The organism is Agrobacterium sp. GW821-FHT14E08, assembly GCF_058803865.1.
This window is the reverse complement of the sequence record NZ_JBXAPJ010000008.1, coordinates 1-26,455: the sequence shown is the minus strand read 5'-3', so window position 1 is coordinate 26,455 and position 26,455 is coordinate 1. Positions and strand designations below refer to the sequence as shown.

Annotated in this window: 26 protein-coding genes and 1 pseudogene; 9 read left to right on the top strand and 18 right to left on the bottom strand. The window is 60.1% G+C overall.

Going from position 1 to position 26,455, the window contains the following annotated elements:
* Positions 1 to 53: 53 nt before the first annotated feature.
* The 3 genes from AC1ROR_RS22645 to AC1ROR_RS22635 all read right to left on the bottom strand — a co-directional run bounded on the left by AC1ROR_RS22645 (position 54) and on the right by AC1ROR_RS22635 (position 3,566).
* Complete coding sequence (locus AC1ROR_RS22645) at positions 54 to 1,937, bottom strand: sigma-54-dependent Fis family transcriptional regulator (RefSeq protein WP_498590813.1); 1,884 nt, start codon at positions 1,935 to 1,937, stop codon at positions 54 to 56.
* Between the two features lie 142 nt (positions 1,938 to 2,079).
* On the bottom strand, positions 2,080 to 2,391 hold the full coding sequence (locus tag AC1ROR_RS22640; RefSeq protein WP_498590812.1) for a tetratricopeptide repeat protein: 312 nt from the start codon (positions 2,389 to 2,391) through the stop codon (positions 2,080 to 2,082).
* A 95-nt stretch (positions 2,392 to 2,486) separates the two neighbouring features.
* Positions 2,487 to 3,566, bottom strand: a complete 1,080-nt coding sequence (locus tag AC1ROR_RS22635) for a LacI family DNA-binding transcriptional regulator (RefSeq protein ID WP_080839316.1) — start codon at positions 3,564 to 3,566, stop codon at positions 2,487 to 2,489.
* A 238-nt stretch (positions 3,567 to 3,804) separates the two neighbouring features.
* Between AC1ROR_RS22635 and AC1ROR_RS22630 the strand changes: the two genes are divergently transcribed.
* The 8 genes from AC1ROR_RS22630 (at position 3,805) to AC1ROR_RS22595 (ending at position 11,996) form a co-directional block, all read left to right on the top strand.
* Positions 3,805 to 4,782 (top strand): substrate-binding domain-containing protein, encoded by a 978-nt coding sequence (locus AC1ROR_RS22630; protein ID WP_498590811.1) that lies wholly within the window; start codon positions 3,805 to 3,807, stop codon positions 4,780 to 4,782.
* A 116-nt stretch (positions 4,783 to 4,898) separates the two neighbouring features.
* On the top strand, positions 4,899 to 6,389 hold the full coding sequence (locus AC1ROR_RS22625) for a sugar ABC transporter ATP-binding protein (RefSeq protein WP_498590810.1): 1,491 nt from the start codon (positions 4,899 to 4,901) through the stop codon (positions 6,387 to 6,389).
* Positions 6,382 to 7,398 carry an ABC transporter permease gene (locus AC1ROR_RS22620; protein ID WP_060727206.1) on the top strand — a complete coding sequence of 339 codons (1,017 nt, stop codon included), beginning with the start codon at positions 6,382 to 6,384 and terminating at the stop codon, positions 7,396 to 7,398. Before AC1ROR_RS22625 ends, AC1ROR_RS22620 begins: the two co-directional genes overlap by 8 nt.
* Complete coding sequence (locus AC1ROR_RS22615; RefSeq protein ID WP_498590809.1) at positions 7,395 to 8,390, top strand: ABC transporter permease; 996 nt, start codon at positions 7,395 to 7,397, stop codon at positions 8,388 to 8,390. The genes AC1ROR_RS22620 and AC1ROR_RS22615 overlap by 4 nt, the downstream gene beginning before the upstream one ends.
* Before the next feature lies 1 nt (position 8,391).
* The gene (locus tag AC1ROR_RS22610) at positions 8,392 to 9,240 is read left to right on the top strand and encodes a sugar phosphate isomerase/epimerase family protein (RefSeq protein WP_498590808.1); all 849 of its coding nucleotides are present in this window, start codon (positions 8,392 to 8,394) and stop codon (positions 9,238 to 9,240) included.
* A gap of 26 nt (positions 9,241 to 9,266) precedes the next feature.
* Positions 9,267 to 9,932, top strand: a complete 666-nt coding sequence (locus tag AC1ROR_RS22605) for a nucleoside triphosphate hydrolase (protein WP_498590807.1) — start codon at positions 9,267 to 9,269, stop codon at positions 9,930 to 9,932.
* A gap of 66 nt (positions 9,933 to 9,998) precedes the next feature.
* Positions 9,999 to 10,868, top strand: a complete 870-nt coding sequence (locus AC1ROR_RS22600) for a D-psicose 3-epimerase (RefSeq protein ID WP_498590806.1) — start codon at positions 9,999 to 10,001, stop codon at positions 10,866 to 10,868.
* A gap of 159 nt (positions 10,869 to 11,027) precedes the next feature.
* On the top strand, positions 11,028 to 11,996 hold the full coding sequence (locus tag AC1ROR_RS22595) for a hypothetical protein (protein WP_498590805.1): 969 nt from the start codon (positions 11,028 to 11,030) through the stop codon (positions 11,994 to 11,996).
* Positions 11,997 to 12,010: 14 nt separating this feature from the next.
* Here the strand turns inward: AC1ROR_RS22595 and ehuA are convergent, their stop codons facing one another.
* From ehuA to AC1ROR_RS22540, 11 genes are all read right to left on the bottom strand, one after another.
* Complete coding sequence (gene ehuA / locus AC1ROR_RS22590) at positions 12,011 to 12,790, bottom strand: ectoine/hydroxyectoine ABC transporter ATP-binding protein EhuA (protein ID WP_003521635.1); 780 nt, start codon at positions 12,788 to 12,790, stop codon at positions 12,011 to 12,013.
* A complete protein-coding gene (ehuD, locus tag AC1ROR_RS22585; RefSeq protein WP_498590804.1) occupies positions 12,787 to 13,479 on the bottom strand; it encodes an ectoine/hydroxyectoine ABC transporter permease subunit EhuD in 693 nt (230 codons plus the stop codon). The genes ehuA and ehuD overlap by 4 nt, the downstream gene beginning before the upstream one ends.
* 12 nt (positions 13,480 to 13,491) lie before the next feature.
* Complete coding sequence (gene ehuC, locus AC1ROR_RS22580) at positions 13,492 to 14,157, bottom strand: ectoine/hydroxyectoine ABC transporter permease subunit EhuC (protein ID WP_003521633.1); 666 nt, start codon at positions 14,155 to 14,157, stop codon at positions 13,492 to 13,494.
* Between the two features lie 60 nt (positions 14,158 to 14,217).
* Complete coding sequence (gene ehuB / locus AC1ROR_RS22575; RefSeq protein ID WP_498590803.1) at positions 14,218 to 15,069, bottom strand: ectoine/hydroxyectoine ABC transporter substrate-binding protein EhuB; 852 nt, start codon at positions 15,067 to 15,069, stop codon at positions 14,218 to 14,220.
* A gap of 61 nt (positions 15,070 to 15,130) precedes the next feature.
* On the bottom strand, positions 15,131 to 16,144 hold the full coding sequence (gene doeB, locus AC1ROR_RS22570) for a N(2)-acetyl-L-2,4-diaminobutanoate deacetylase DoeB (protein WP_498590802.1): 1,014 nt from the start codon (positions 16,142 to 16,144) through the stop codon (positions 15,131 to 15,133).
* A 4-nt stretch (positions 16,145 to 16,148) separates the two neighbouring features.
* Positions 16,149 to 17,327 (bottom strand): ectoine hydrolase DoeA, encoded by a 1,179-nt coding sequence (gene doeA, locus AC1ROR_RS22565; protein ID WP_498590801.1) that lies wholly within the window; start codon positions 17,325 to 17,327, stop codon positions 16,149 to 16,151.
* Complete coding sequence (gene eutC / locus AC1ROR_RS22560) at positions 17,324 to 18,337, bottom strand: ectoine utilization protein EutC (RefSeq protein WP_498590800.1); 1,014 nt, start codon at positions 18,335 to 18,337, stop codon at positions 17,324 to 17,326. Before eutC ends, doeA begins: the two co-directional genes overlap by 4 nt.
* Positions 18,334 to 19,353: a hydroxyectoine utilization dehydratase EutB gene (eutB, locus tag AC1ROR_RS22555; protein WP_498590799.1), complete on the bottom strand. Its 1,020-nt coding sequence runs from the start codon at positions 19,351 to 19,353 to the stop codon at positions 18,334 to 18,336. Before eutB ends, eutC begins: the two co-directional genes overlap by 4 nt.
* Positions 19,354 to 19,421: 68 nt before the next feature.
* Positions 19,422 to 20,870, bottom strand: a complete 1,449-nt coding sequence (gene ehuR, locus AC1ROR_RS22550; protein ID WP_498590798.1) for a MocR-like ectoine utilization transcription factor EhuR — start codon at positions 20,868 to 20,870, stop codon at positions 19,422 to 19,424.
* Positions 20,871 to 21,041: 171 nt separating this feature from the next.
* Positions 21,042 to 22,445, bottom strand: a complete 1,404-nt coding sequence (locus tag AC1ROR_RS22545; protein WP_498590797.1) for an aspartate aminotransferase family protein — start codon at positions 22,443 to 22,445, stop codon at positions 21,042 to 21,044.
* A 12-nt stretch (positions 22,446 to 22,457) separates the two neighbouring features.
* Positions 22,458 to 23,936: an NAD-dependent succinate-semialdehyde dehydrogenase gene (locus AC1ROR_RS22540; RefSeq protein ID WP_498590796.1), complete on the bottom strand. Its 1,479-nt coding sequence runs from the start codon at positions 23,934 to 23,936 to the stop codon at positions 22,458 to 22,460.
* A gap of 121 nt (positions 23,937 to 24,057) precedes the next feature.
* Between AC1ROR_RS22540 and AC1ROR_RS22535 the strand changes: the two genes are divergently transcribed.
* Positions 24,058 to 24,525: an Lrp/AsnC family transcriptional regulator gene (locus tag AC1ROR_RS22535; protein ID WP_498590795.1), complete on the top strand. Its 468-nt coding sequence runs from the start codon at positions 24,058 to 24,060 to the stop codon at positions 24,523 to 24,525.
* 53 nt (positions 24,526 to 24,578) lie between these two features.
* Here AC1ROR_RS22535 and AC1ROR_RS22530 read toward each other — a convergent pair whose 3' ends face one another.
* The 4 genes and pseudogenes from AC1ROR_RS22530 to AC1ROR_RS22515 form a co-directional block, all read right to left on the bottom strand.
* Positions 24,579 to 24,992, bottom strand: a complete 414-nt coding sequence (locus AC1ROR_RS22530; RefSeq protein WP_035225277.1) for a curlin — start codon at positions 24,990 to 24,992, stop codon at positions 24,579 to 24,581.
* Between the two features lie 169 nt (positions 24,993 to 25,161).
* The gene (csgH, locus tag AC1ROR_RS22525; protein WP_498590794.1) at positions 25,162 to 25,560 is read right to left on the bottom strand and encodes a curli-like amyloid fiber formation chaperone CsgH; all 399 of its coding nucleotides are present in this window, start codon (positions 25,558 to 25,560) and stop codon (positions 25,162 to 25,164) included.
* A 60-nt stretch (positions 25,561 to 25,620) separates the two neighbouring features.
* On the bottom strand, positions 25,621 to 26,058 hold the full coding sequence (locus AC1ROR_RS22520) for a curlin (RefSeq protein ID WP_035225274.1): 438 nt from the start codon (positions 26,056 to 26,058) through the stop codon (positions 25,621 to 25,623).
* A gap of 208 nt (positions 26,059 to 26,266) precedes the next feature.
* A pseudogene (locus AC1ROR_RS22515) lies at positions 26,267 to 26,455 on the bottom strand (urocanate hydratase); the annotation flags it as partial.

Below are 26,455 nucleotides of genomic sequence, written 5' to 3'. Positions count from 1 at the left end.
TTGTATGGCGCCACAGCTGTGGCGCAACAGGCGTGGCGTATGCCTCACTTGTTCTAGTGAGGTTTTCCGATGCCGAGGCGTCGCATTCGCCGGTGCATCGTCGTGCGATCAATGCCGAGCCGGCGTGCGGCCTCCGACACATTGCCGTTGCAGGCGGCGAGAAGCGCGCCGAGGTCCGCGCCATGACTGTCAATCAAGGTTGCTGACGTTGCGGAGGCGAGATGATCGGGAAGGTCTTCCGCCGTAATCAGCCCGTCGTCGCAAAGGGCAGCGGCAAAGGCTATCGCGTTGTCCAGCTCGCGGATATTGCCGGGCCAGCGATGGCCGAGGATCAACATCCGGGCGGCGTTGGACAGCGTGAGGGGACGATCAGGCAGCCCATGTTTTTCGAGAATTTTATTGAGTAGCCAGAGGAAGTCATCACGCTCGCACAGCGCCGGCAAGGTCAACACGGCCGCATTCAGACGGTAATAGAGATCTTCGCGGAATGCACCGGTGCGAACCATGTCGCTCAAGGGGCGGTGCGATGCCGAAATTACCCTGAAATCCACCTTCTGCGGTGTGGAGCCACCAACGGGCAGGATCTCGCCTTCGGCCAGCACCCGCAACAGCCGACTTTGTGCCGCAAACGGCATGTCGCCGATCTCGTCGAGGAAAAGCGTCCCGCCCTGCGCCTCTTCCACCAGTCCCTTGCGTCCTTTCGCCAACGCGCCCGTGAAGGCCCCGGGCAGATAACCGAACAATTCGCTCTCGATCAGCTGTTCGGGAATGGCGGCGCAATTGACAGCGACGAAGCGCCCGGAAACGCCGCTGGCGTCATGGACGATACGTGCGAGATGCTCCTTGCCGGTTCCGGTCTGGCCCTGCAGTAGGATCGGCAGTTTTGCAGGCGCCAGTTTTTCCACCTTGCGCCTGAGATTTCGAACCGCCGGCCCATCGCCGCCGATCTCTGTCATGACTGGCTGGGATTTTGGACGGGCAAGCGGCACGGTCGACCGGCGTTGTTGCGGTTCGATCGCGTGCGCATAAAGAACCGTGCCGTCCTTCACGACGATGCGCCTTTCCTGCGGCAGGCTTGACCGGGTGAGGGAAGCAAGTTCGTCAAAGCCGGCTTCGAAAAACTCCTCCACCCGCTCCCCGAGGAGACGTTCCGGCATGCGCCAGTCAAGCCCGCGCGATGCGGCGAGAAGGCGGGCGGCGGCATGCGTCATGCCCGTAATCCGGCCGGAACCATCCACCGACAGGGCCGCTTCGGGATCGACATCCAGAAATTCGGGGGCGCCTGCAAAGCGCAGCACGAGATCATGACGGCTGCTGGCCATCAGATTTGCCAGTTCGATTCTTCGCACGGTCGATGAAACCAGATGGCGCGCCATGTTCTGGCTCGTCTTGAGGATCGGTGAACTCAGGAGCGAAATATCCAGCACCGCCGTCAATGCGCCCTGCGTATCGTAGATCGGCGCAGCCGTGCAGGAGAGTGGCGTATGCGTCACATCGAAATGGTCGGTCTGATGGATCGTCAGCGCCTCGCCGGTGGCGATGCAGGCGCCGACGGCGCAGGTGCCGGCACGCGGTTCCGACCATTCCGAGCCGAGGTAAAGCCCGGCCTTGCGGAGATTGTTATTGAATGACGGGTCGCCCAGAAACTCGACCGTCACCCCTTGTCGATCCGAAAGAAGAAGAACGTAATTTTGCTCCGCCACCTGCCGATACAGTCGTTCCAGGCCGGAACGGGCGATATGGACGAGGTCTTCCGCCCGCTGGCGGTGCTCACGCAGACACGTCTCCGAGACGATGACCGCTTCTCGCGCCTTTGCTGGATCCAGCTGATAGGTATCAAGACAACGCCGCCAGGATTCGAGCACCACCGCATCCCGGCCGGTGTTCCTGCCTTGCCCGACGTGCTCGATTTCCTTGATGTGATCAGAAAAACCCATAAACCACCGGCTCTGGACAGCCGCCTCCCGTGATTTTTCAGGCGATCATAGCCAGTTTTATGAAATCTGGCTAACCTTCCGGCGATTTTTTAGCGCATGGGCTCGATTGCTGCGGCAACGAATCGACCGGGTTCGCGTCTCGTCAACTGACACCCTTCAGGCTGCGTGACCGCAAACGTCGCAGCCGGACTTCCATCTGCCTCTTGGCCTGAATGTCGCCTCGCCTGATGGCCACCAAGATGCCTTCCACCCATGCCGCAATGGCGCCGTCGTCATCTCCCAGCCGTGCGCGACATTCGCCGAGTTCGGCCCAGACCGCGGAATAGTCGGGATCCTGCCGGATGGCCGCCTGGAGATGATGGGCGGCATCTTCGAACTGCCCCGTCGTAGCCAGAGACTTCGCGATTGAAAAGCGCAGGAGCGGACCGTCCCGTCCGTCTTCAAGCATTCTCATGAGTTTTTCTATCATCACTATCCCGTTGCAATGGTGAAGCACCCTGCAATCGGTACGACCTCAAGCGCTGTTGAGGTCAAGTGGCATTTCGCTTGTCATCGCGCCATGCGGCGTAATGCAAGGGGATCCCATATGTCATCGAGCGGGCCTTCGAGAGCGGTTCGCGGCGGAATGAGTGTCGGTTCGATAATGGTGACTTCGGGCTCGGTCCGGTTCTCTGCCAGAAGTTCGAAGCCCTTGTTGAGCATCTGCGCTATATCCGGCTTGATCATGTAGACCGGGAAAGGAAGGAACGATGCGAACGGGTCGTAGTCAAAACAGCCGACAACGATATCGCCAAACGCCTCGCCGTCATGACGCCCCATGAAACGAAGCAGGCCTTCGAAATTGATCGATGAATTGACGAAGAAGCAGCGGGGCAGGCGGCCTTTGCGTTCAAAGAAACGCTCGAAAGCCAGTTCCGTCATGCGTGGCGAATAGCCGGTGATTTCGATATCGTCCCCGTTATCGACCCCGAAATAGGCGGCCTTGGTGGCGTGGAAGCCATCTATACGGGCGCGGCTGGCGTGGTCGTCATGACCGCCGAACAGGATGACGTCGTCAGGGCCGAGAGGTCCGCCTTTTTCCGCATGGGCAAGGATTGCGGATGTCAGTATTTCCGCACCGTGCCTGTTGTCGGAAATGACGGAGGGCACAAATTTGCCGGGAAGGTCGATATTGACATGCGGCAGTGCTGCGCGGGCGCAGACCTGATGCACGCCATCGGGATCGGTCGCGCCCGCAATGAAGAGGGCATCGATCGAATAGGCGATCAGGGTCTCCACGGTGCGGCGTTCTTCTTCGGGATCGCGCCGCCCGGAGACCACCATGGGTGACAGGCCGCGTTTGCGTGCCTGCCCTTCGAATGTCTGCGCCATCGATGAAAAGAACCGGTTGTCATAAATGGGCACCAGAAGCCCGACGAGACCGGATTTTGAACTCCTCAAACCGCGGGCCTGCAGGTTGGTGGTGTAGCGATGCGCCTTGGCGAGCGAGAGAATCTTGTCGGCAGTCTCCTCCGAAATCCGCCGTTTGCGCCACGATCCGTTCAACACCGCGCTCACTGTCGAGGCTGATGCGCCCGACAATATCGACAAGTCATAAATGGTGGCTTTCTTGGAAGTTATACCCGTCACTGTGATCTCCCCAACTGATTCCAATTATTAGAGCACACATCCCCTTGACGGAAGGGCGCTTCATGATATGGTTATTGCACCATCGATTGTGCAACTTGGCAATATCGATTGTGCAAGATGGTTGCTGTGGGAGTGGCAAGGGAGAGTCTCGAATAAGCGAGATGAGAAATTTTGAACGCGCCAGATGAAAAATGGCTGCGGCGGGTTTCGTTTGCCTAGTTTTTTGAGGAGGAACATCATGAAGAAAATTATTGCTGCAGCGGTCGGCCTGTCGCTCGCGCTGCTCTCGTCCGTAGCCTTCGCCGAAGGGCCGAAGGTGGGCGTCGTCGTCAAGATCGGTGGCATTCCGTGGTTCAATGCCATGGAGGCTGGTATCAAGGAGCAGAGCAAGAAGCTCGGCGTTGACGGTTTCATGGTCGGCCCGACCAGCGCCGATCCCGCCTTGCAGGTCCGCGCCATCGAAGACCTGATCGCCCAGAAGGTCGATTTCATTGGCGTCGTGCCCAATGATGCAAAGGTGCTGGAGCCGGTGCTGAAAAAGGCCCAGGCCGCCGGCATCAAGGTCATCACCCATGAATCGCCCAAGCAGCTCGGCGCTGACTGGGATTTCGAACTGGCTTCCGCCAAGGGCTTCGGCGAAGCGCATGGCAAGCTGCTGGCTGAAAAGATGGGCGGCAAGGGCTCCTATGCCGTCTTCGTCGGTTCGCTTACGGTTCCGCTTCATAATGCCTGGGCGGATGCCGCCATCGCTTACATCAAGGCCAATTATCCGGACATGAAGCTCGTTGGCGATCGCTATGGCGTAGCAGAGGACCTCGACAAGAGCCGTTCGACGGCGCTTGACCTGATGTCCGCCACTGCCGATCTGAGCGGTTTCCTCGCCTTCGGTTCGCAGGGACCGATCGGTGCCGGGCGTGCCGTTGAAGAGCGACGCAAGGATGGCAAGGTCTTCGTCATCGGCCCGTTTTCGCCGGGGCAGGGCGCCAAGCTGATCAAGTCGGGGGCGCTGACGGGCGGCTTTATGTGGAACCCGAAGCAGGCCGGTGAAGTCTTCATCACGCTCGCCGACCGTATCGCCAAGGGCGAAACACCCAAGGCCGGCGACAATATCGAAGGTCTCGGCACCATCAATCCCGAGGGTAACACCATCGTCGTCGACCAGCTTTTGAAGATCGACAAGGAAAGCATCGACAAGCTCGTTTCCATGGGCCTCTGATCCTCCCCAAGGCCAAGGCGTCGCGCGAGGTGTAATACTCGCGCGACGCTTCATCTGGAAAACATGCCGAGCGCCACGTCTGCAATGCTGCCGCGGCGAAGGAGATTTACATTATCATGAGCGCAGAACCGCTCCTGTCCCTTAAAAATGTCAAAGTCACCTTCGGCGGCGTCCGCGCGCTGAAGGGTGTTTCTTTCGAGGTCAATCCGGGTGAAGTGCATTGCCTTGCCGGTGAAAACGGCTGCGGCAAAAGCACGCTGATCAAGGTCATAACGGGCGTTTACACGCCGGAAAGCGATGCCGAACTTTATTTCGACGGCAAGCCGATAACGGCAATGAACCCGACGCTTGCGCAATCGCTTGGTATCCAGGTGATCTGGCAGGATCTGGCGCTGTTCGATGAAATGACGGTGGCTGAGAATATCGGCTTTCAGTACGCGGTGAATGGGAAATACGGGCTGGTCGACAAACGCGCCATCGAACAGGCTGCCGAAAAGGCGCTAGCGCGGCTCGGCGTCGAGATCGATCTCGACAAGCCGCTCAAGGAACTGCCGATCGCCCAGCGTCAGATCGTGGCGATTGCCCGCGCGCTGGTCGGGGAAGCGCGGCTCGTTTTCATGGACGAACCGACCGCGTCGCTCACGCAGTCGGAAACCGATTACCTGATCGACATCGTCCGCAACCTGTCGGCCTCGGGTGTCGCGGTTGTCTTCGTCTCGCACCGCCTAGCGGAAGTGCTTGAGATTTCAGACCGCATCACCGTGCTGCGGGATGGGTCGCTTGTCGGGGTTTTCCCCGTCGAAGGCATGACTCAGTCACGGGTGACAGAGCTGATGACCGGCCGCAATTTCGATAGCGCCGTCATTGCCGCCGATCACGATGACAAGCCCGTCGTTCTCTCCGTGCGCGGGCTGAGCCGGGCCGGCGAGTTCGAGGATGTTTCGTTCGATCTGCGGCGGGGAGAAACGCTCGGCATTACCGGCCTGCTCGGAGCCGGCCGCACGGAACTGGCTTTGACACTGTTCGGCATGCATCGGCCGCAATCGGGTGAAGTGCTGATTGACGGCAAGAAGGTGGATTTTCATTCCAACCGCGATGCGATCCGGGCGGGCGTCGCCTATCTTTCCGAAGACCGGCTTTCGCTTGGCCTGAACCAGCCGCAGTCCATTGCCGACAATCTCGTCATGGCCTCGCTGGACCGGCTGCTGAGCGGCGGCCTGATCTCACCCTCTAAAAAGGCGGATGTCGTTTCCCGCTGGATTTCGGCGCTCGGCGTCAAGATCGGCCTGCCGGAAGATCCGATCCGCACGCTTTCGGGTGGCAACCAGCAGCGTGTGGCGATTGCCAAGTGGCTGGCGATCGGGCCGAAAATCCTCATTCTCGATGCGCCGACTGTGGGGGTCGATGTCGGCGCTCGCGCCGGCATCTTCGAAATCGTCCGCAAGCTCGCCGCAGAAGGTCTCTCGATCATCGTGATCTCCGACGAAGCGCCGGAAGTTTATTTCAATACAGACAGGGTCATCCACATGGTCGAAGGCCGGTTCCACGCCACCCATGATCCGCGACGCCTGTCGCTTACCGAACTGGAGTCCGCCATCTATGCGTAGGCTCATCCTCGGACATACGACCGAATTCACCCTGCTTGTGGTCATGGTGCTGCTCTGCACGGGACTGTCCTTTGCGACGGACCGCTTTCTCACCATTTCCAATGCATTCGACGTGCTGAATGTCTCGGCAGTCAATATCATCTTCGCGGTTGGCCTTCTCGTGGTGCTGATTTCAGGCGGCATCGACATCTCCTTCGCGGTCGCAGCCTCCGTCGTCCAGTATGTGACGGTGCTGGCGCTCAATGCGCTCGGCGGCGGCAACTGGGCGGAAGGTTTCATCATCGCCGGCGCCGTTGGCCTCGGTCTCGGTTTCGTCAATGCCTTCCTCGTCTGGCGGCTCAATATCATTTCCATCGTCGCGACCATTTCCACCTTCAACATCTTCTTCGGGCTGCTGATGTTCTTCACCAAGGGCGTGTCGATCTACGACCTGCCGGAGTGGCTGTCGACGCGGGTGGTATTTTATGAGCGTGAGATGTCTGACGGTTCCTGGGTGGAGTTGACGCTGCCCGTTGTCGTCATGATCCTCTGCTGTGTCGCCACCTGGTTCATGATTTCCCGCACCACCGTCGGGCGCAAACTCTATGCTTTCGGCGACAACCCGGAAGGCGCTCGCCGCTTCGGCATCAATATCGGCGCGATGCATTACATTTCTTTCGGCTGGCTCGGCCTGATGGCGGGCATTGCCGGGCTCATGCAGGCGCATTACGCGCAGGAGGTGGTGCCGAACGCGCTTTATGGCCGCGAGCTGGATGTTCTTGCCGCAACCGTCCTCGGCGGTGCACGGCTTGGCGGCGGCAAGGGCTCCGTCATCGGCTGTGTGCTCGGGGTGCTGATGGTGTCCATCACCCAGAACGGCCTCAACCTGATGGGCGTTTCTCCCTTTGCCTTCAAGATGATCGTCGGTGCCATCATCCTCATCGCCATCACGCTTTCTTCCACCCGCTTCGACAAGCTCCTGCCGAGCGCCTTACGGACATCCGCAAAGAAGGGGAGCGCCCAGCGATGAGCAGCCTTGTCAGGAAATTCAACGCGGTTTTCGGTGCGGACATGGCTGGGCCGGTGATTGCCTTCATCGCAGTCATGCTCATCTTCGGAACCTTTGCCGATAACTTTCTCTCGCTCGCGACATTCGGTTCGGTCGCCTTCCAGTTGCCGGAACTCGGTCTGTTGACACTGGCGATGCTGCTGCCGCTGCTGACGGGCGGCATCAATCTATCCGTCACCTTCGCCGCCAATCTGTCAGGTCTCGCCGCAGCCTGGGTGTTGCAGGCCCATGGCGGGGTGGATGCGCCGCCGAGTGCATTCCTGTTTGCCTGCCTTGCCGCATTTGTAACCGGCGGCGCTGCCGGAGCCATGACCGGGGCGGCGATTGCCTACACCCGCGCGCACCCCATTCTGGTGACGCTGTCGATGATGATTTTCCTGCGTGGCCTTGGCGAGTTTCTCACCCGTGGCGGAGACGTTTCCGGTTTCCCCGCCTATATGGCGCCGCTCGGTCATGGCACGCTTCTCGGTCTGCCGATCCCGCTTCTGATCTTCATCGTCTGCGTCGGCCTCTGGCATGTGCTGCTGACGCGAACCAAGCTCGGCTTCGGCCTGTTGATGATCGGCTCGAACATCGAGTCCGCGCGTTATTCCGGCCTCAATACGCGCAAGATCCAGGTTCTCGTCTACACGCTCTCCGGTCTGATGTGTGCGGTTGCCGGCATCATCATGCTTGCCCGTTTCAACTCTGTCCGTGTCGGCCACGGGGAATCCTACCTGCTGATCACGGTGCTGGCGGCCTTTCTCGGCGGCATCAATCCGTTCGGCGGTTTCGGTCGTGTCCTGCCGGTCTTCGTCGCGCTTATCGTTCTGCAGCTTCTGTCATCCGGCCTCAATCTTCTCGGCGCCAACCAGCATCTGGCAACGGCGCTCTGGGGCGTGCTGATGATTGTCGTCATGGCGGCGCGCGGCCTGTTTTCAAGCTACTTCGCATCTCTCAGAAAGAAGGTATGACGTGAAAGGCTTCGGTGTTCACGCTATGATGTGGTCTCTCAAATGGGACCACGAAAACGCCAGACGGTCCATCGCCGCTGCCGCGGATTACGGTCAGGATTTCATCGAGATTCCGCTTATCGATATCCCTGCCGTCGATGCAAAACATACCCGCGCCCTGCTGGAGAAATACGGCTTGCGCGCCGTCTGTTCGCTGGTGCTGCCGGAGCCGGCCTGGGCGTCCGTACGTCCCGATGCGGCAATCGACCATCTGAATGCCGCACTCGACAAGGCGGCAGAAATGGGCGCGGAAGCGCTGACGGGTGTTACCTATGGCGGCACCAATGAGCGAACCGGATTTCCGCCGACACAGGCTGAATATGACAATCTGACAAAAGCGCTCTCCAGGGCTGCCGGCCACGCAAAAACACTCGGCCTGCAATTCGGCATCGAGACCGTCAACCGCTACGAGAACCATCTGCTCAATTCCGCCGAACAGGCGGTGGCGCTGGTGGAGCGGATCGGTGCGGACAACGTCTTCATCCATCTCGATACCTTCCACATGAACATGGAGGAAAAGGGCATCGCCAATGGCATCATCGCTGCCCGCAACCATCTGAAATACATGCATATGTCGGAAAGCGACCGCGGCACGCCGGGTTGCGGCAATGTTGCCTGGGACGAGGTGTTTTCGGCGCTCGCGGCCATCGGCTTCAAGGGTGTGCTGACGCTCGAAAGCTTCGCTGCGATGCCCAAGGAGATGGCGGGCGCGATTTCGACCTGGCGGCCGGTTGCACCCAGCGCCGATGAGGTTCTCGACAAGGGGCTGTCATTCCTGCGCGACAAGGCAAACCAGTACCGCGTTTTCTGAAAGCACTCATTATCGGGGCGAGAACCTTGAACACTATTGACGATAATGCCCGCGAGATTGCGGGCCTTGCCCTCCAGCGACTGGAAGGGTCAAAGGGCCGGCGTGTGATGATTGCGATTGCCGGCGCTCCCGGATCGGGAAAATCAACCATCGCCGAATGCGTGGTCGATGCGTTGAACGCAGGCGAAGGCGTGTCCGCCGCACTGTTCCCGATGGATGGCTTTCATTATGACGATGCCGTTCTGGAAGAGATGAAGCGCCGTCCCTTCAAGGGCGCCATCGATACCTTCGATGCGCATGGCCTGCGCCACATGCTTGAGCGCCTGAAGGCCAATGAGGACGATGTCGTTGCCGTCCCCGTCTTTGACCGCGCCATCGAAATCGCCCGCGCCGGTGGTCGCCTGATCCCGCAATCCGTCGATATCATCGTCTGCGAGGGCAATTATCTCCTTGCCGGCCAGTCGCCATGGGATCGCCTCAAGCCGATCTTCGATCTCACGATCTTCGTTGATGTCGACGAGGACGATCTGCGCGCGCGGCTGCGGGACCGCTGGCGGAGCTTCGGTCTCGGCGAGGGTGAGATCAACCGGAAGGTGGAGGAAAACGATCTCCCCAATGGCCGGTTCATCATATCGACAAGCACGGAGCCGGACCTTCGCATCGGAAATCCGGGCAGCAGTCCCGCGTCCTGAACCTGCCTGAAGGGCTGCGCCTTCCTATCCAAAGTCAAGCGAAACAGAAAAGCGAAAGAGACCCCCATGAAACACGGCATCTATTATTCCTACTGGGAACATGAGTGGAGCGCCAAGTTCGGCCCCTATATCGAGAAGGTCGCCAGGCTCGGTTTCGATATCATCGAAGTCGCCGCCCACCACATCAATGAATACAGCGACGCCGAACTCGCCGTCATCAGGCAGAGCGCGAAGGATAACGGCATCATCCTCACCGCCGGCATCGGCCCGTCGAAAACCAAGAACCTGTCGTCGGAAGATGCTGCGGTTCGCGCAGCCGGCAAGGCGTTTTTTGAACGTACCCTGTCCAATGTCGCCAAGCTCGACATCCACACCATCGGCGGCGCGCTGCATTCCTATTGGCCGATCGACTATTCGCAGCCGGTCGACAAGGCGGGCGATTATGCGCGCGGCGTCGAAGGCATTCACGGCATTGCCGATTTCGCCAATGATCTCGGCATCAACCTGTGCATCGAAGTCCTCAACCGCTTCGAAAATCACGTGCTCAACACGGCGGCCGAAGGCGTTGCTTTCGTCAAGGATGTCGGCAAGAACAACGTGAAAGTCATGCTGGATACCTTCCACATGAATATCGAAGAAGACAGCTTTGGCGAGGCCATCCGCACGGCCGGCCCGTTGCTGGGGCATTTCCATACCGGCGAGAGCAATCGCCGCGTACCGGGCAAGGGCAGGATGCCCTGGCACGAAATCGGCCTCGCCCTTCGCGATATCAATTACACCGGCGCGGTCGTCATGGAGCCTTTCGTCAAGACCGGCGGCACGATCGGCTCCGACATCAAAGTGTGGCGCGATCTCAGCGGCGGCGCCGATCTCGCGAAAATGGACGAGGATGCCCGCAATGCCCTGGCATTCTCCCGTTTCGTCCTTGGCGGCTGATGACCCATAAGTGCATCGACCGGGCGGCGGCCATCTGTCGCCCGGGCAGCCACTGCTATGTTTGCCCGCCATCGCCGAGTTGAAAAGATAACCGCTTGTGGGCTAAAGCACTGATGTCTCTTCGGGATCAAAACGATCCGCCCAAGACCATTGGTTTGCATGATCCCTGTCGCACTACCGTCCGTCGAAGCGCTGCTTCTCCTTGCTTTCTTGCTCATCACGACCCTCATATGGATCGTCTGGACGCTCTCGCTGCTCGTTCGATATGTGGCGGGCCGCTGGAAGCGCCCGATGATCCTGCCCTATGGGCTGGTAACCGCCGTCGCGCTTTTCACCCTCTTTCGGTTCGGTGATTTTTATCTCCAGATGCGCGCCTATGACAAAGAGAGGGCGGCAAGCCATCGGCCGGAACTGCTCGAGCCGGCGCGCCTTGGCCAGATCGATATGCCTAAAGGCACGAAACTCGAACTGGCCATTGCCAACGACAGGGAAGCCTTCGACCGGGCCGTGTTTCCGCATCCGGTGCGGGTGGCGGATATCGATGCCGTCGAGGTCACTCGCTATATCTCGATAAAAACCAACGAGAACTACGAAACGGTGGGCTTTACCCCGCAGACCATGCGGATTACCGGCAACGGCGTGACCACCCAGAGCGGCTGGCGCTGCGACGCGACGCAACCGGTGGAGTTCGATCTTTCCCCCGATGGCGGCATATCCGCTTTCAGCAACTGCACTCTTTCCGATGGCAATGTTGTTGATGGCATCACCCTGCCGAAAAGCACGTCCCTGCGCGCCTCCACCGGCAATGTCTATATCGATGGCTTCGTCGATTCCGATCAATGGGTTCTCGATACGGCTAAGGACCAGACCGTTCACATCGACGGTTTCGATCTTTCCGAGGTGACGCTTGCCCTTGATGGCGAGCAAAAACTCCACGAGATCAAAAGAGGTGTCCTGTCAAAAGACGCAACGTTTGGGACGCTTCACCATGCCGCCGGAACCAATATTCGTTACAATCCCCGGCATCTTCGCAACGACTATCCCGGCGCGTGGTTGATAATCGCGGCTCCGTCGCATGAAATCGTGCAGGGCAGGGACGGAACGGTTCTGTCCAGCTCTGCCGACTGATTGCACTATAGAATTCACCGTAAGACGGAAGCGAGAAATTCGCGTGTGCGGTCTTCCTTCGGCTGGCCGAAAATCTCGTCCGGTTTTCCTTGTTCGCAGATGCGGCCCTTGTCGAAGAAGCAGACTCGGTCCGAGACTTCCCGGGCAAAACGCATTTCATGGGTGACGAGAAGCATCGTCAGGTCATGCTCATGAGCCAGATCGCGGATGACGGACAGCACTTCGCCCACCAGTTGCGGGTCGAGCGCCGAGGTCGGCTCATCGAAAAGCAGGACACGCGGACGCATGGCAAGGGAGCGGGCAATGGCGACACGCTGCTGCTGCCCACCGGAAAGCTGCACCGGATAATGATCCTTTTTATCCGCCAGCCCGACCATCTTCAGCAATTCGATTGCGCGCGCCTCCGCCTCTGCGCGGCTGATGCCCAGAACCCGCACCGGTGCCTCCACGATATTGCGAAGGACGGTCATGTGAGGAAAGAGATTGAAGCTCTGGAACACCATGCCGACGTGGTTGCGGATCTGGCGCAGATGTTTTTCCGAGGCCTTGAAAGGTCCTTTTCCGCCTGGCTCATGGTAGGACATGTCCGCAAGGGTCAGCTTTCCCTCCTGGAACGGTTCCAGCGTCATGAGAATGCGCAGAACCGTTGACTTGCCAGAGCCGGAAGGACCAATGAGGGTGACTTTTTCGCCCTTCGCCACGCTGAAATTGAACTGGTCGAGCACCGTCAGAATGCCGAAGCGTTTCGTGACATCGGAAAATTCGATCAGTGGCTGGTTGGTGTTGTTGGTCATCGCAAGGGTATTCCTGCTTTTGGAAGCGCCCTTTGCAGGCGGCTGAGGCCTGCCGAGCAGATTATGGTCAGAAGGAGGAAGATCAGGCCCACAAGCGTCAGCGGCACCAGATATTCGAAGGTGCGCTCGCCGATCATGTTGGCAAGGCCCATCATCTCCAGAACCGTGACGACGGAAAGCACCGGCGTTTCCTTGATCATGGCGACGAGATAGTTGCCCATGGCCGGAACGATGCGCGGAATGGCCTGCGGGATGATGATATCCCGATAGGTCTGCATGCGTGTGAGATTAAGCGCCGTCGCCGCTTCCCACTGGCCGTGATGCACCGCCTCGATGCCGCCGCGATAGACCTCGGAGGTATAGGCGGCATATTGCAGGCCGAGCGCCAGCGCGCCGGTCAGAAACGCCGGCAGGACAATGCCGAAATCCGGAAGCACGTAATAGAGAAAGAACAGCTGCACCAGAAGCGGCGTATCACGCAGGAATTCGACAACCAGCGCTGTTGGCCAGGAGATCATCCTGACGCGGCTGCGGCGCAGCAGCGCGAAGACGAGCCCCAGAACCAGCGCGATGGTAAAGCCGGCGGCGGCCGCCTTCAGCGTCACTGTCAGGCCGATCAGGATGATCGGCAGGATGGAGGTCGTGTAGGTGAGCCAGGTGGTCGTGTCCCATTCGTAACCATACATCATGAGCCGATATCCTTACGAATGGCGGGTGCGCGGGAAGACGTTGCCGCGCCGCACGAAGCGTTCGATCACCCGGATGACGACCATCAGGATCAGCGACATCGCGAAATAACAAAGCAGCGTGATCGAATAGATGCTGGCGCTGTCCAGCGTCAGGTTGCGGATCGACTGCGCCGCGAAGGTGAGATCGGCAATCGAGATCAGCGACACGAGCGAGGAAAGCTTCAGCGTTTCGATGGCGAGATTACCGAAGGCCGGCATCATCTCGACAACGGCCTGCGGCAGCGAGATGCGAAACAGCGTCTGCATCCGCGTGAAATTCAGCGCGCGTGCGGCCTCCAGCTGCTGCACCGAAACGGAAGACAGCGCGCCGCGCACGATCTCGGCGCCATAACCGCCGGCATGGGCGGCAAGCACCAGCACCCCCGTCGTGATAGGATCGAAGCTAAGCCCGACTAGCGGCAAGGCATAATAAAACCAGAAAAGCTGCACCAGCAGCGAGGTGCCGCGGAACACTTCCGTGTAACAAAGCGCGATGGTCGACAGGATTGGTCCACCCTCGACGCGCAGAATGCCGAAGAAAAAGGCGAGCACCGTGCCGACGACAAGGGCTGCGAGCGTAATCGTCATGGTGACGACGGCGCCTTGCCATAACATCGGCAGATAGGCGGTCATGTCCATCTGGCGTTTTCCCGAATTCCCGAGGAACGACGCCCGGTTTTGGCCGGGCGCCGGCTGGCATTATTTGCCGGCGCAGAGATCGGCGACCTTCTTTTCGGCCGCCGCCGCGATACTCTGTTCGGACAGACCGTATTTTGCGAGGATTTTCTTGTAATCGTCGGTCTTGCGGAATTCGACGAGCGCGGCGTTGAAGGCGTCACGCAGTTCCTTATCTTCCGGCCGGAAAGCGAAACCGCCGTAATTGCGCACTGGCGCATCCTTCACGACGGGGTCGGTGAAAGGCTTGACCTGCTCGACGTTGGCCTGGCCCTTGGCGAGTTCCGAAACCGTCAGCTCCGTGGCCGCATAGGCGTCGGCGCGGCTCTGGACGGTTGGGATGGCGTCGGCATTGGCAGGGATGAAGACGATCTGGTCTTCCTTGACGCCGACCGCCCGCAGGAAGTCGACATTGTTGGCACCCGACACGACCGCCACCTTCAGCGAGGGGTCCTTGGCAATATCGGCATAGGTGGTGAGCTTTTTCGGATTGCCCTTCTTCACCAGCAGGCCTTCGCCATAGGACGAGTTCGGTTCGGTGAAGGCGACCTGCTTGCAGCGCTCGGGCGAAATGTTCTGTTCGGCCGCCGCAAAATCGAAGCGACGGGCTTTGAGGCCCGGGATCAGCGTGCCGAAGGGCGTTACCGTCCAGTTGACCTCCTCGATGCCCATCGATTTCAGAACCGCATTGGCCACATCGGGGCCGATGCCGGCGGAGGTGCCGTCTGGCTGCATGTAGGAATAGGGCACTTCATTGGCCGTGGCGGCGCGGATGTAGCCCTGGCTTTTGACTTCCTCGACGGTCAGGGCGCTGGCGGACGTCACGCCGATGGTAAGGGCGAGGGCGGAAAGCCCGGCAAGTCTGATCATACGCATGTTCTTACTCCTCTGGTTGGGTTGCGTGGTCCGTTTTCGGATCTCACGATGTTTCTAATGGCTAGCTATTCTCCGTGACCGTGGCGATGACGGAAAGGCAGTCGCCGGCCTTGATCAGGCCGGGAACATGGCGCGCGGCAAGCACGCCATTGATGGAGGCGCGGTAATCGACCGGCGCAAGGCCGGTTTTCCCGACGGGATAAACCCGGGCGATTGTTTCACCCGCCGTGACCGCGTCTCCCAGATCGCGGACAAAAGCGACAAGCCCGTCGTCTTCGGCAAAGGTGAAGCAATCGCTCGATGGCATGTCCAGGCAGCGGCTTGGGGCGGGCACCGGCGCACCGGACAGTATGCCGGCATGGCGCAGCAGATTGACGATGCCTTTCCGGGCAATGTCGATCGATCTTGCGCTCGCCGTGCCGGCTCCGCCGAGTTCGGTCGTGACAAAGACCTTGCCCATCTCCTCGACCGTTGTGTCGAGCATACCGACGGCATCGATTTCCAGCATCTTCATCGAATAGGGGGCAGCAAACGCCGCCACCGCCTCAAAACACCGGGCCTCCTGCGTCTTGTCGGGCAGTTCGTGGGCTGCGGCATAAGGCAGGAAATCAAGCGTCCTGCCGCCGGAATGAAAATCGAGAACGATATCCGCGAGCGGTATCAGATGGCGGGTCACGTAGTCGGCGATCTTCTCCGTCACCGTGCCGTCAGGGCGGCCGGGAAAGCTGCGGTTCAGGTTTCCCCGGTCGATGGGCGAGGTGCGTGTTCCCGCTCGAAAGGCCGGATAGTTGAGCGCCGGCACGATGATGACGCGCCCGTTCACGTCTGCCGGATCCAGCGTGTGGGCGAGTTCGAAAAGTGCTGCCGGTCCTTCATATTCGTCGCCATGATTGGCGCCGGTCAAAAGGGCTGTCGGCCCTTCGCCATTGGCGATGACGCAGATCGGGATCATCACCGAACCCCAGGCGCTGTCATCGCGGCTGTATGGCAGCCGTAGATGACCGTGCTGCACGCCCTTCGCGTCAAAATCGACGGTGGGCGTGATCGGCGAGGGGCGAAGCGCGGTCTTCAACATCGTCTCAGCCTTTCACGAAGAGTTGCCGCGGCACATTGGAAAGGCATTCGACACCGGTCTCGGTGATCGCGATGCTTTCGGTGATTTCGAGGCCCATGTCTTCCAGCCAGAGACCGGTCATGAAATGGAATGTCATGCCGGGCTTCAGCTCCGTGCGGTCGCCCGGTCGCAGGCTCATGGTGCGCTCGCCCCAGTCCGGCGGATAGGAGAGGCCGATCGGATAGCCGGTACGGTTGTCCTTGATGATCCCGTATTTTTTCAGCACGGCGAAAAAGGCATTGGCGATGTCCTCGCAGGTGTTGCCCGGCTTCGCCGCGGAAAGACCGGCTTCCATGCCCTCAAGCGTTGCTTTTTCCGCATCGAGAAACGCCTGTGTCGGCTTGCCGAGAAAGACGGTGCGCGACAGCGGGCAATGATAACGGCGGTAAGCGCCGGCGATTTCGAAGAAAGTGCCTTCGCCTGAGCGCATCGGCTTGTCGTCCCATGTCAGATGCGGGGCGGACGCGTCGGCACCCGAAGGAAGCAGCGGCACGATGGCGGGATAGTCGCCGCCGAATTCGGCGGTGCCACGAATGCCGGCATCGTAAATTTCGGCCACGAGATCGCATTTGCGCATGCCCGGCTCAACGACATCGACGATACGCTTGTGCATCAGCTCGACGATCTTGCCGGCCTTGCGCATATAGTCGAGTTCGGTCGGGCTCTTCACCGCGCGCTGCCAGTTCACGAGACCGGCGGCATCCTTGAAACGGGCGTTTGGCAGATTTTTTTGCAGCGATGCAAAGGCGGCGGCCGAGAAATAATAATTATCCATCTCGACGCCGACCGTCAGGCTGGACCACCCGCGCTCCTCGATGATCTCAGACAGCAGGTCCATCGGGTGCCGTTCGGTCGATTGAACGTAATGGTCAGGATAGCCGATGATATTGTCATGGGCGAGATAGGCCGTGCGCCTGGCGCCGTTGGCATCCTGCTTGCGGCCGTACCAGATCGGTTCGCCCTCCGGCGGTACCAGCACGCATTGATGCACATAGAAGGACCAGCCGTCATAGCCGGTCAGCCAATGCATGTTGGACGGGTCGGTGACGAGCAGAAGATCGATCCCGGCCTTTTCCATGGCTTTGCGGGTTTTGGACAGGCGCGCGGCATATTCCTCGCGCGTAAAGTTCAGCGTTACGCTCACGCTGCGTCTCCCATTTTTACGCTGTTTTCGATGGTTTGACCGCTCTTGGCTTCCTTTGCGCGGGCAAAGGCGAGATTGGCGATGGCGGTGTCCTGCACGCCGGTGCCGGTCAGATCGGCAAAGGTGATGTCCTTGTTCGAAACACGGCCCTGCACCTTGCCGGCAATGACACCGCCAAGTTCGGCGAAGTGCTGATCCGACGCGGCGTGGCCTGCGGCGATGGCGTGATGCAACTCACCGAGAATGCGGGTCTGCGACAGCCGGTCCGCGACATAGCGCGCTCTGGCGAATACGGCCGGATCGATCTCGTTCTTGTGTTCGGCATCCGATCCCATGGCTGTCAGATGCTGGCCTTCTTCCAGCCAGTCAGCAAAGAGGATTGGCTTTTCGGCTGGTGTCGTGGTGACGATGATATCGGCACCCCGCGCGGCGGCCTGCGGATCGGCCACAGCGGCGATCTCGATGCCGTGTTCGCTGGCGAAATCGCCCGCAAGTCTCTCGGCCTTTTGGTGGTCCCGCGCCCATATTCGCGCCGACCTGATCGGGCGCACCAGCATCAGGGCTTCAAGCTGCAAACGCGCCTGCATGCCCGCCCCGAAGATCGCGGCGACGGAAGCATCTTTGCGGGCCAGATGCCGCGCCGCGACAGCACCGGCCGCGGCGGTCCTCACATCGGTAAGATAGCCATTGTCGAGGAGAAGGGCCTCCACCAGTCCGGTCTTTGCGCTGAAGAGGATCATCAGGCCATTGAGGCTGGGCAGGCCGAGTTTCGGATTGTCGAAGAAACCGGGGCTGACCTTGATGGCGAAACCGTCAAAGCCCGGCACATAGGCCGTCTTCACATCCACTTCGCCGCGAAACTCGGGAATATCGAGCCGCAGGATCGGCGGCATGGCAACGGCTTGCGTTGCGAGCGCCGCAAAGGCCCGCTCCACACAATCGACAGCGGAAAGGTCGAGCTTGATGACACCGCGGAGGTCTTTTTCTGTCAGGATGGTGATGCGGCTCATGCGGCTCCCCCGTCGATGATGGTCCTGTGCATCGCCGGATCGATATTTCCGCCCGACACGATGATGGCGGTCGGGCCGCTGATGTCGATCTTGCTCGACAGAATGGCAGCGAAACCAACGGCGCCCGCACCCTCCACCGTCAAACCTTCTTCGCGCGCCGCATGGCGGATGCCGGCTGCAATCTCGTCTTCGGAAACCAGCACGATCTCATCGAGAAGTGCCTGGCAAAGCGCGAATGTCACGCGGTTCTCCAGTCCAATCCCGCCACCCAGCGAATCCGCCAGCGTTTCTTCCTCCCGGACGGCGACGGGCCGGCCGGCTGCGACCGACGCCTGCATGGCCGCACCCCGCTCCATGGAAATGCCGATGACCCGTGCCCGTGGCTTCAGCACCTTGACCGCGACGGCGATACCGCCCACAAGGCCACCGCCGGAAAGAGGAACGAGCACCGTCTTCAGTCCCGGCATGTCTTCGACAAGCTCTAGACCGATCGTGCCCTGGCCGGCCACGACGTCAGCATCATCGAATGGCGGGATTGCGGTCAGGCCGAGACTCTTGGTCAGGCGCTCCGCTTCCTCCTGCGCGTCATCCTGTGACCTGCCGACGATCCGGATCTCCGCACCGAGCGCGTGGATCGCTTCAACCTTGTTCGCCGGCACGAGCGCCGACATGCAGATCGTGGCGGGAATTCCGAGCTTGCGGGCCGCATAGGCCACGGCCCGGCCATGATTGCCGGTCGAGGCGGTGACGAGGCCACGCCTGCGTGCCTCCTCGTCAAGCGAGAGTATGGCGTTCATCGCGCCGCGCAGTTTGAAGGCGCCGATGGGCTGAAGGGTTTCAAGTTTCAGATGAACGGGATTGCCACAGCGTTCGGACAGAGTATCCGAGAGAACCAATGGTGTTCGCTCCACCTGTCCGGCAAGCCGTGCAGCCGCCTGCTCTATCGCGGCCAGCGAGACCGGAAGCGGGTTTTTATCGGCGGATATGGACAGGTTTTCGCTCTTCATGATTGTCATGTTGAGAGCGAAGTAAAATCATGTCAATTATTATATTGTAATGATTCAATGATTTTCGGGCAGCTGCCTCAGCCGATTGAACCGATATCGTAGACCGGCGGCAGCTGCTCGAAGGTCTGTCGCACAGTGGTCAAGGCTTTGACGAGGCTTGGGTGATTGAGGCGACCGCCGAGACATATGCGGATGCCGCCGCCATGGCCGGGACCGGCAATGAATGGTTCCGACGGCGTGACCGCGACGTTCTGGTTTGTGAGCGCACGCACTAGGCCGTCCTCCGTCCAGCGCGGTGGAACCTTTAGCCAGGCGCAGAAGGAGAGGGGGTGGGTCGAGGCGATATGGTCGCCCAATATGTCCGCGGCAATCTTTTGCCGCGCACGCACTTCGGCGCGCTGGACGTCCAGCAGCCGCCGTGCAGTGCCGTTTTCGACCCAGCGCGTGGCGATTTCGGCCGTGAGATAGGTGCCGCTCCAGCTCGATACACGCAGGATAGAGGCGGCGCGGATGGAGTAGGCGGGCGGCACGACGAGATAACCGACGCGCAGCCCGGTCAGCACCGTCTTGGTAAAGCTGGTGACGAAAAAGCCCAGATCAGGCAGCATTTCGGTGATGGATGGCAGATCATCCTCGATGATCGGGCGATAGACTTCGTCCTCAATGACAAAGACGCCGTACCGTTCGGCAATCGCGGCTATCGCCCGCCTGCGCTCCGCACCCGAAACATGCCCGGTCGGATTGTTGAGGGTGGGAATGAGCACCAGCGCCCTGACGCCACCGGCTGCACAGGCGGCCTCCAGCGCGTCCGGCAGAATGCCCTCTGCGTCGGTGGGCAAGCCCTTGAGGCTGAAGCCAAGAATGTTCGACAGGCCGATAATGCCGTGGTCGGTGAGGTTTTCGCAGAGAACCACGTCGTTCGAGCGGATAATACAGCTCAGGGCAAGAAAAATGCCGTGCGCAGCACCGTTGGTGACGAGAATACGCTCCGCGCCGGCGGTCACGCCCATCATGCCAAGCCAGATCCGGGCGGTTTCGCGATGGCTGTCGAGGCCCGCGACCGGCCGGCAAGGGCGCATGAAGCCCGAATTGTCGCTATCGGCCAATTCGCGAAGGATGGCGCGCGAGGCGTTTTCATGGTCGTCGAGATAGACGCCGCGAATGATGGAGAGATCGAGCACCTCGGTCGGGCTGTGATCGAGCATCATGCGGCCCGCCCGGTCCGTCACCCGCGTCTTCACGAAAGTGCCGCGGCCGATTTCGCCGCTGAGATAACCCAGCCGCTCGGCTTCTTTGTAGGAAAGGCTGACGGTCTGCACCGAAAGGCCGAGTTCGCGGGCGAGATCGCGGTGGGTCGGCATGCGGTCCATCGGCTTCAGGACGCCGGCGTCGATATCGGCAATGATGCGCTCCGTCAGCGCTGAATGTTTCGTTTCGCCTTTCTGCTTGGCCAGGGTCGGCCGCCATGCCACCGGTTTGGTTGCGGAAACCGGATCGGAGCTGAGCGGATTGGCTTGACGACGCATGAAATTGTCTCGTTTTCGACGACGGTAATTTCATGACATTATGCATGCTTCTGCGAAAAGATGAAGCCTTATGCAGCGCAGATGTCAACTGCGCCGCAAATAGGCGCAGTTGACACGTCATTGCTGTCGAAATGGGCAGCAGCTGTGACCGTTGAACGCCAAGGCTGGCGATCAGATTTTTTCGCCGGCCCGCACCAGATCATCCATGACGCTGCGCACGGCGGCTTCGGCGATAGCGATGATCTCATCCACCTCCGCCTTCGTTGTGACGAGCGGCGGCGCAAAGCCCAGAATATCGCCATGCGGCATGGCGCGCGCAATAAGGCCGCCATTGCGCGCCGCCTTCGAAACGCGCGCACCCACCGTGAGGCCGGCGGCGAAACGTGTCTTCTTTTCACGATCCGCCACGAATTCGATGGCGCCCATCAGGCCCACGCCGCGCACCTCTCCGACGATTGGAAGCTGGGCGAACTTCGCCTTCAGCTGCTCCTGAAAATAGCTGCCGACGGCCCGCGCATTGCCGGGCAGGTCTTCCTTTTCGACGATGTCGAGCACGGCATTTGCCGCAGCCGCACCGATGGGGTGGCCGGAATAGGTGTAGCCATGGGAGAAGGCCCCGACGCGATCGGCACCTTCCTCCATCACCCTGTAGACTTTCTCCCCGACGATGGCACCGGAGAGCGGGAAATAGGCCGAAGTCAGGCCCTTGGCGACGGTGATCAGGTCCGGTTCGATGCCATAATGTTGCGAGCCGAACATGGAACCTGTACGGCCGAAGCCAGTAATCACCTCATCGGCAATCAGCAGGACATCGTATTTTTTGAGAACATCCTGTATCGCCGGCCAGTAGCCTTCCGGCGGCGGCGTGATGCCGCCCGTGCCGAGCACCGGTTCGGCAATGAAGGCGCCTATCGTGTCGGGGTCCTCGCGCAGAATGAGCGCTTCCAGTTCGTCGGCGCGCCGTTTTGAGAATTCCAGCTCGGTTTCACCGGCTTCTGCGCCCCAATAATGGTGCGGAGCGCCGGTGTGCAGCACGCCGGCGCGCGGCAGGTCCATGTGGTCGTGATAAAAGCTCATGCCGGTCATGGAGCCGGAAACCACGCTGCAGCCGTGATATCCCCTTTCGCGGGAGATGATTTTTTTCTTCTGCGGCTTGCCGCGCAGGTTGTTGTAATACCAGACGAGCTTCGCCTGTGTCTCATTGGCGTCCGAGCCCGACATGCCGTAAAAGACCTTGCTCATCTTGCCGGGCGCCATCTTCACCAGCCGGTCGGAAAGGATCGCCAGTTCGTCCGTCGTGTGGGCGGCGTAAGAATGGTAATAGGCAAGCCGATAGGCCTGACGGGAGATGGCTTCCGCCACCTCGGTACGGCCATAACCGACATTGACGCAATAAAGACCGGCGAAGCCATCGATCAGCTGCTTGCCATGCGCGTCCTGAATACGGATGCCCTTGCCGGTCTCGACGATGGTCGGTTCACCGAGCTTGCCGCTGGCGAAATCCTTCAGCTGCGTGAAGGGATGCAGAACCGCATTTCGATCCATTTCCGCGATGTTTTTGATGTCGATGGTCATAGGCAGTTCCTTTCAGGCAGCCAGGTTGCCGAAGCAGACATATTTGGGTTCGAGATATTCCATGAGTCCATGACGCGAGCCTTCGCGGCCAAGGCCGGATTGTTTCCAGCCGCCGAATGGAATGGGCGCGCCGGTGAATTTCGGCGTGTTGACGGCAACCATGCCGTATTCCAGCTGGTCCGTCAGGCGCATCGCCCGGCCGAGGTCGTTGGTGTAGACATAGGCCGCAAGCCCCATCTCCGTGGCATTGGCGCGGCGGACCACCTCCCGCTCGTCATCGAAGGGCAGGATGGCGGCGACCGGGCCGAAGGTTTCTTCGCGCGCGATCAGCATGTCGTCGGTCACATCGGCCAGCACGGTAGGTGTGACGAAATTGCCACCGAGCGGGCTATCCTGCCCGCCGCAGACGAGGCGCGCGCCGGAAGAGAGCGCCTGCGCAACCTGCTGACGGCACTTTTCGGCGACGGACGGTCGTGTCATCGGCCCGATGTCGATACCGGGTTCAAGGCCATGGCCGACGGTCAGTCTGGAGGTCGCATCGGCAAATCGCTCAATGAAGCGGTCATAAAGCCCGCGTTGAACATAGATGCGGTTTGCCGCAAGGCAGTCCTGTCCCGATGTGGCGAATTTGGCGGCAAGGGAGCCCTTCACGGTCTGGGAAAGGTCCGCATCGGCGAAGACGATGAAGGGGGCGTGGCCGCCAAGCTCCAGCGAGGCTTTTTTGATGGTCGCCGCCGATTGCGTGAGGAGGAGCCGTCCCACCTCGGTCGAACCGGTGAAGGAAAATGCCCGCACCTCGGTATGTTCCAGCAGGCGGCGCGCAAGCGGTGCGGCTTCACCCGGCAGAACCTGCAACACGCCGGCCGGCATGCCCGCCTCCTGCGCCAGTTTTGCCAGTGCCAGTGCCGAAAGCGGTGTTTCCGGGGCCGGTTTGACGATCATCGTGCAGCCGGCAGCCAGGGCCGCGCCGGCCTTGCGGGCGATCATGGCTGAGGGGAAATTCCATGGGGTGATGGCCACCGTGACGCCGATCGGCTGCATCCGCACGGATAGATTGCCGCCTTGGAGGTGGCTTGGAATCGTCTCGCCATAGGATCTCTCGCCCTCGCTCGCAAACCAGTCGAGAAAGGCGGCGGCATAGGAAATTTCGCCGAGCGATTCCGAAAGCGGCTTTCCCTGTTCGGCGCTGATGATAACAGCGAGGTCGCGGGCATTGTCACGCATCAGCCGGCCCCATGCCCGCAGGATATCGCCGCGTTCGACGGGCAGCATGTCCCGCCACCGGAGAAATGCTCTGCCGGCGGCCTCGACTGCGGCGTCCACGTCATTCAGGGAGCAGGAAGAGACATCGAGCAGATGATCTCCGCTTGCCGGATCGACAACGCCCAGCGTCTCCTTGCACGCCACCCATTGCCCGTCCAGAAAGGCACGATTCTCGATCAGCTCCGGTCGGTGAAGGTTTTTAAGCGCTGCGCTGGCGATAGCTTCCATCGGCAAGTTCCCTTTTCATTTGCCAGAAGCTTAACTGCGCTGCATGATTGATCGGCGGCATTTAAGCGCGCTTTGACGCAGGAATAATGCTTAGTTTGATATTCATATGCAGGAATCCCGCATGACCCATATTGACCGAGCCGACCGGGCGCTGCTTGACGCCGTGCAGAAGAACAATCGCCTGACATCGGAAGAACTGGCCAAAATCGTCAACCTGTCGCCAACCGCGTGCCAGCGTCGCTTGAAGCGCCTGCGTGATGAGGGGGTGATCGAAGCCGATGTGGCAATCGTTTCGCCCAAGGCTGTCGGGCGCGGCATCACCATGATCGTTCTTGTCTCGCTGGAGCGAGAAAGGGCCGATATTGTCGACCGTTTCAAGGCCGCCATTCGCGCCACGCGGGAGGTGATGATCGGTTATTACGTGACGGGTGACGCCGATTTCATTCTGGTTATCACGGCCAAGGACATGGAGGACTACGAGGCCTTCACCCGCCGGTTTTTTTACGAGAACCACGATATCAAGGGGTTCAAGACGATGGTCGTCATGGACCGCGTCAAGGCCGGCTTCGCCTTCCCGATAGACCCTTGACCGCGTGGCAAGGCAACGCAAAGACCGGCCTGTGATAAAATAGACCGCCTTCCTTACCAGCCATAGCTGAAGGTCAGGCCGCTGCCATTGTCGCCATCCTGTACAACATTGGTTTGCGTGTTGCGGCCATACTGGAAAATGCCATAGGCATTGTTGTTGCCATTCTGCTGCAATGTTGCGGCATGGCCGTTGCCCCGTTGCCGGATGAAACCGAGATTACCGCCGCCATTCTGGGCGATGCCGGCGGCGTTGCCACGGCCAAGCTGCCGGATATCGGCATCCTTCAGGCCACGGTAAAGCGAATAGGCGCGCAGCCCGGTCGAGAGAAGATCACCATCCGCTGTATTGCCCGGCGCAAGGTCGAATGAAATCCGTCCGCCGGCATGAGCGGGTGTTGAAAGCCCGATTGGCGCGAGGCTACCGACAAGCAAAGGAATGGTAACAAGTTTCAATATGTTGCGGGTCATTTTTGTCTCCCATCTGTCAGCGTCTTGCCGATGATCCACTGTCGCATCTGGCAACTGAACCAGATCGGAATTGCCCATTCACATGTCGTTCAGCGGCTCGGCACGATCAAAAGAAAAGGGCGCCGAAACCGGCGCCCTTGTCTCTTGAAATATACGACACGACGGCAGCCTAATCGCCGCCAATCTGCTTCGTACAACTGAAGCTCCTGCCGTCGATCACGAGATCGAGCACCGCCTTGTAGCGGGCTCCCTTCGCATCGAGCGTCACAGAACTCAGCAATTGCGAACGTCCGGCAGCGGCGTCGAAATCGCCGCCCTGATTGATGACGGAACGCCCGCTGCCGCCCGATTTTTCGACGTGAAAGGAGTAGGTCCCGCCGCCACCGGCGTCACCCTTCGTGACGGCTTCCAGCCTTACCATGCCGGCCTGCGGTGTTGCTCTGATCTCGCAACGCTGCCCTTCGGCCGGTTCCTTTGCAGTCGATATGGCTGCAACGGCGCCGAAAGGAAGCAGGGCCATTGCAAGGATCGCCGCCAGACGGCGCGGATGTCTGAGGGTATGGGGCATGGCTCGTCTCCCTGACGATCTGATATCTCGATCTCGACCGTTCACGTCATTGCGGACTGCTTAAGGGCAGGCCTGCACGAAGGCCGCGACATTGTCGTTGCCGCCCTGGCTCACATTGGCGCTGCAGCCACGACCCACCTGAACACCGGCCGCGATATTGCCGTTGCCGTCCTGGGTGAGGATGGTGGTGTGGTTGGAGCCGAATTGCCCGATGCCGGCCACGTTGCGGCTGCCGTTCTGATAGGTGGAGCCGTAATTATCATGCCCCTCCTGACCGACGGCCGAAAGGTTTTGCCGTCCATACTGATGGCCGACAATCCGGTTGTAACCGCCATTCTGGTAGGTGCGGATCCGGTTGCCATAACCTTCCTGCGCGCCACCGGCAGAGTTGGACCAGCCATATTGTTCGATGCGCACATCATTGGCCATGGCGGGTGCCGCGGCAGCGATGCCAACGAGAGCAACGAGTGCACTTGCAATGAAAGACTTCCGGATCATGACTGTCTCCTCAGGCGGATAGGACCGCGGTTGAACGTCTTTGTTTTAGACGGTCCCGCCGGAACGGAAGCTGAAGAGATTATTCAGTCGGGGTTCATGGCCCGCTCTCATGCGTTTCGAACATAACCGGGCTCCGGATCAAATCCGCGCGGCCGTCCTCTGCAATCTGACAAGCGGCGCAGTTTTCTGCCTGCGCCGCTTTGTCTTTTTAGTTCCCGAGAATTCCAGGCAGGCGCAGTCCCTGTTGCTTTGCGCAATCGAGGGCGATCTCGTAACCGGCATCGGCATGCCGCATGACGCCGGTTGCCGGGTCGTTGAAGAGCACGCGTTCAAGCCGCCTGGCCGCATCGTCCGATCCATCGGCGCAGATGACGACGCCCGAATGCTGGGAAAAGCC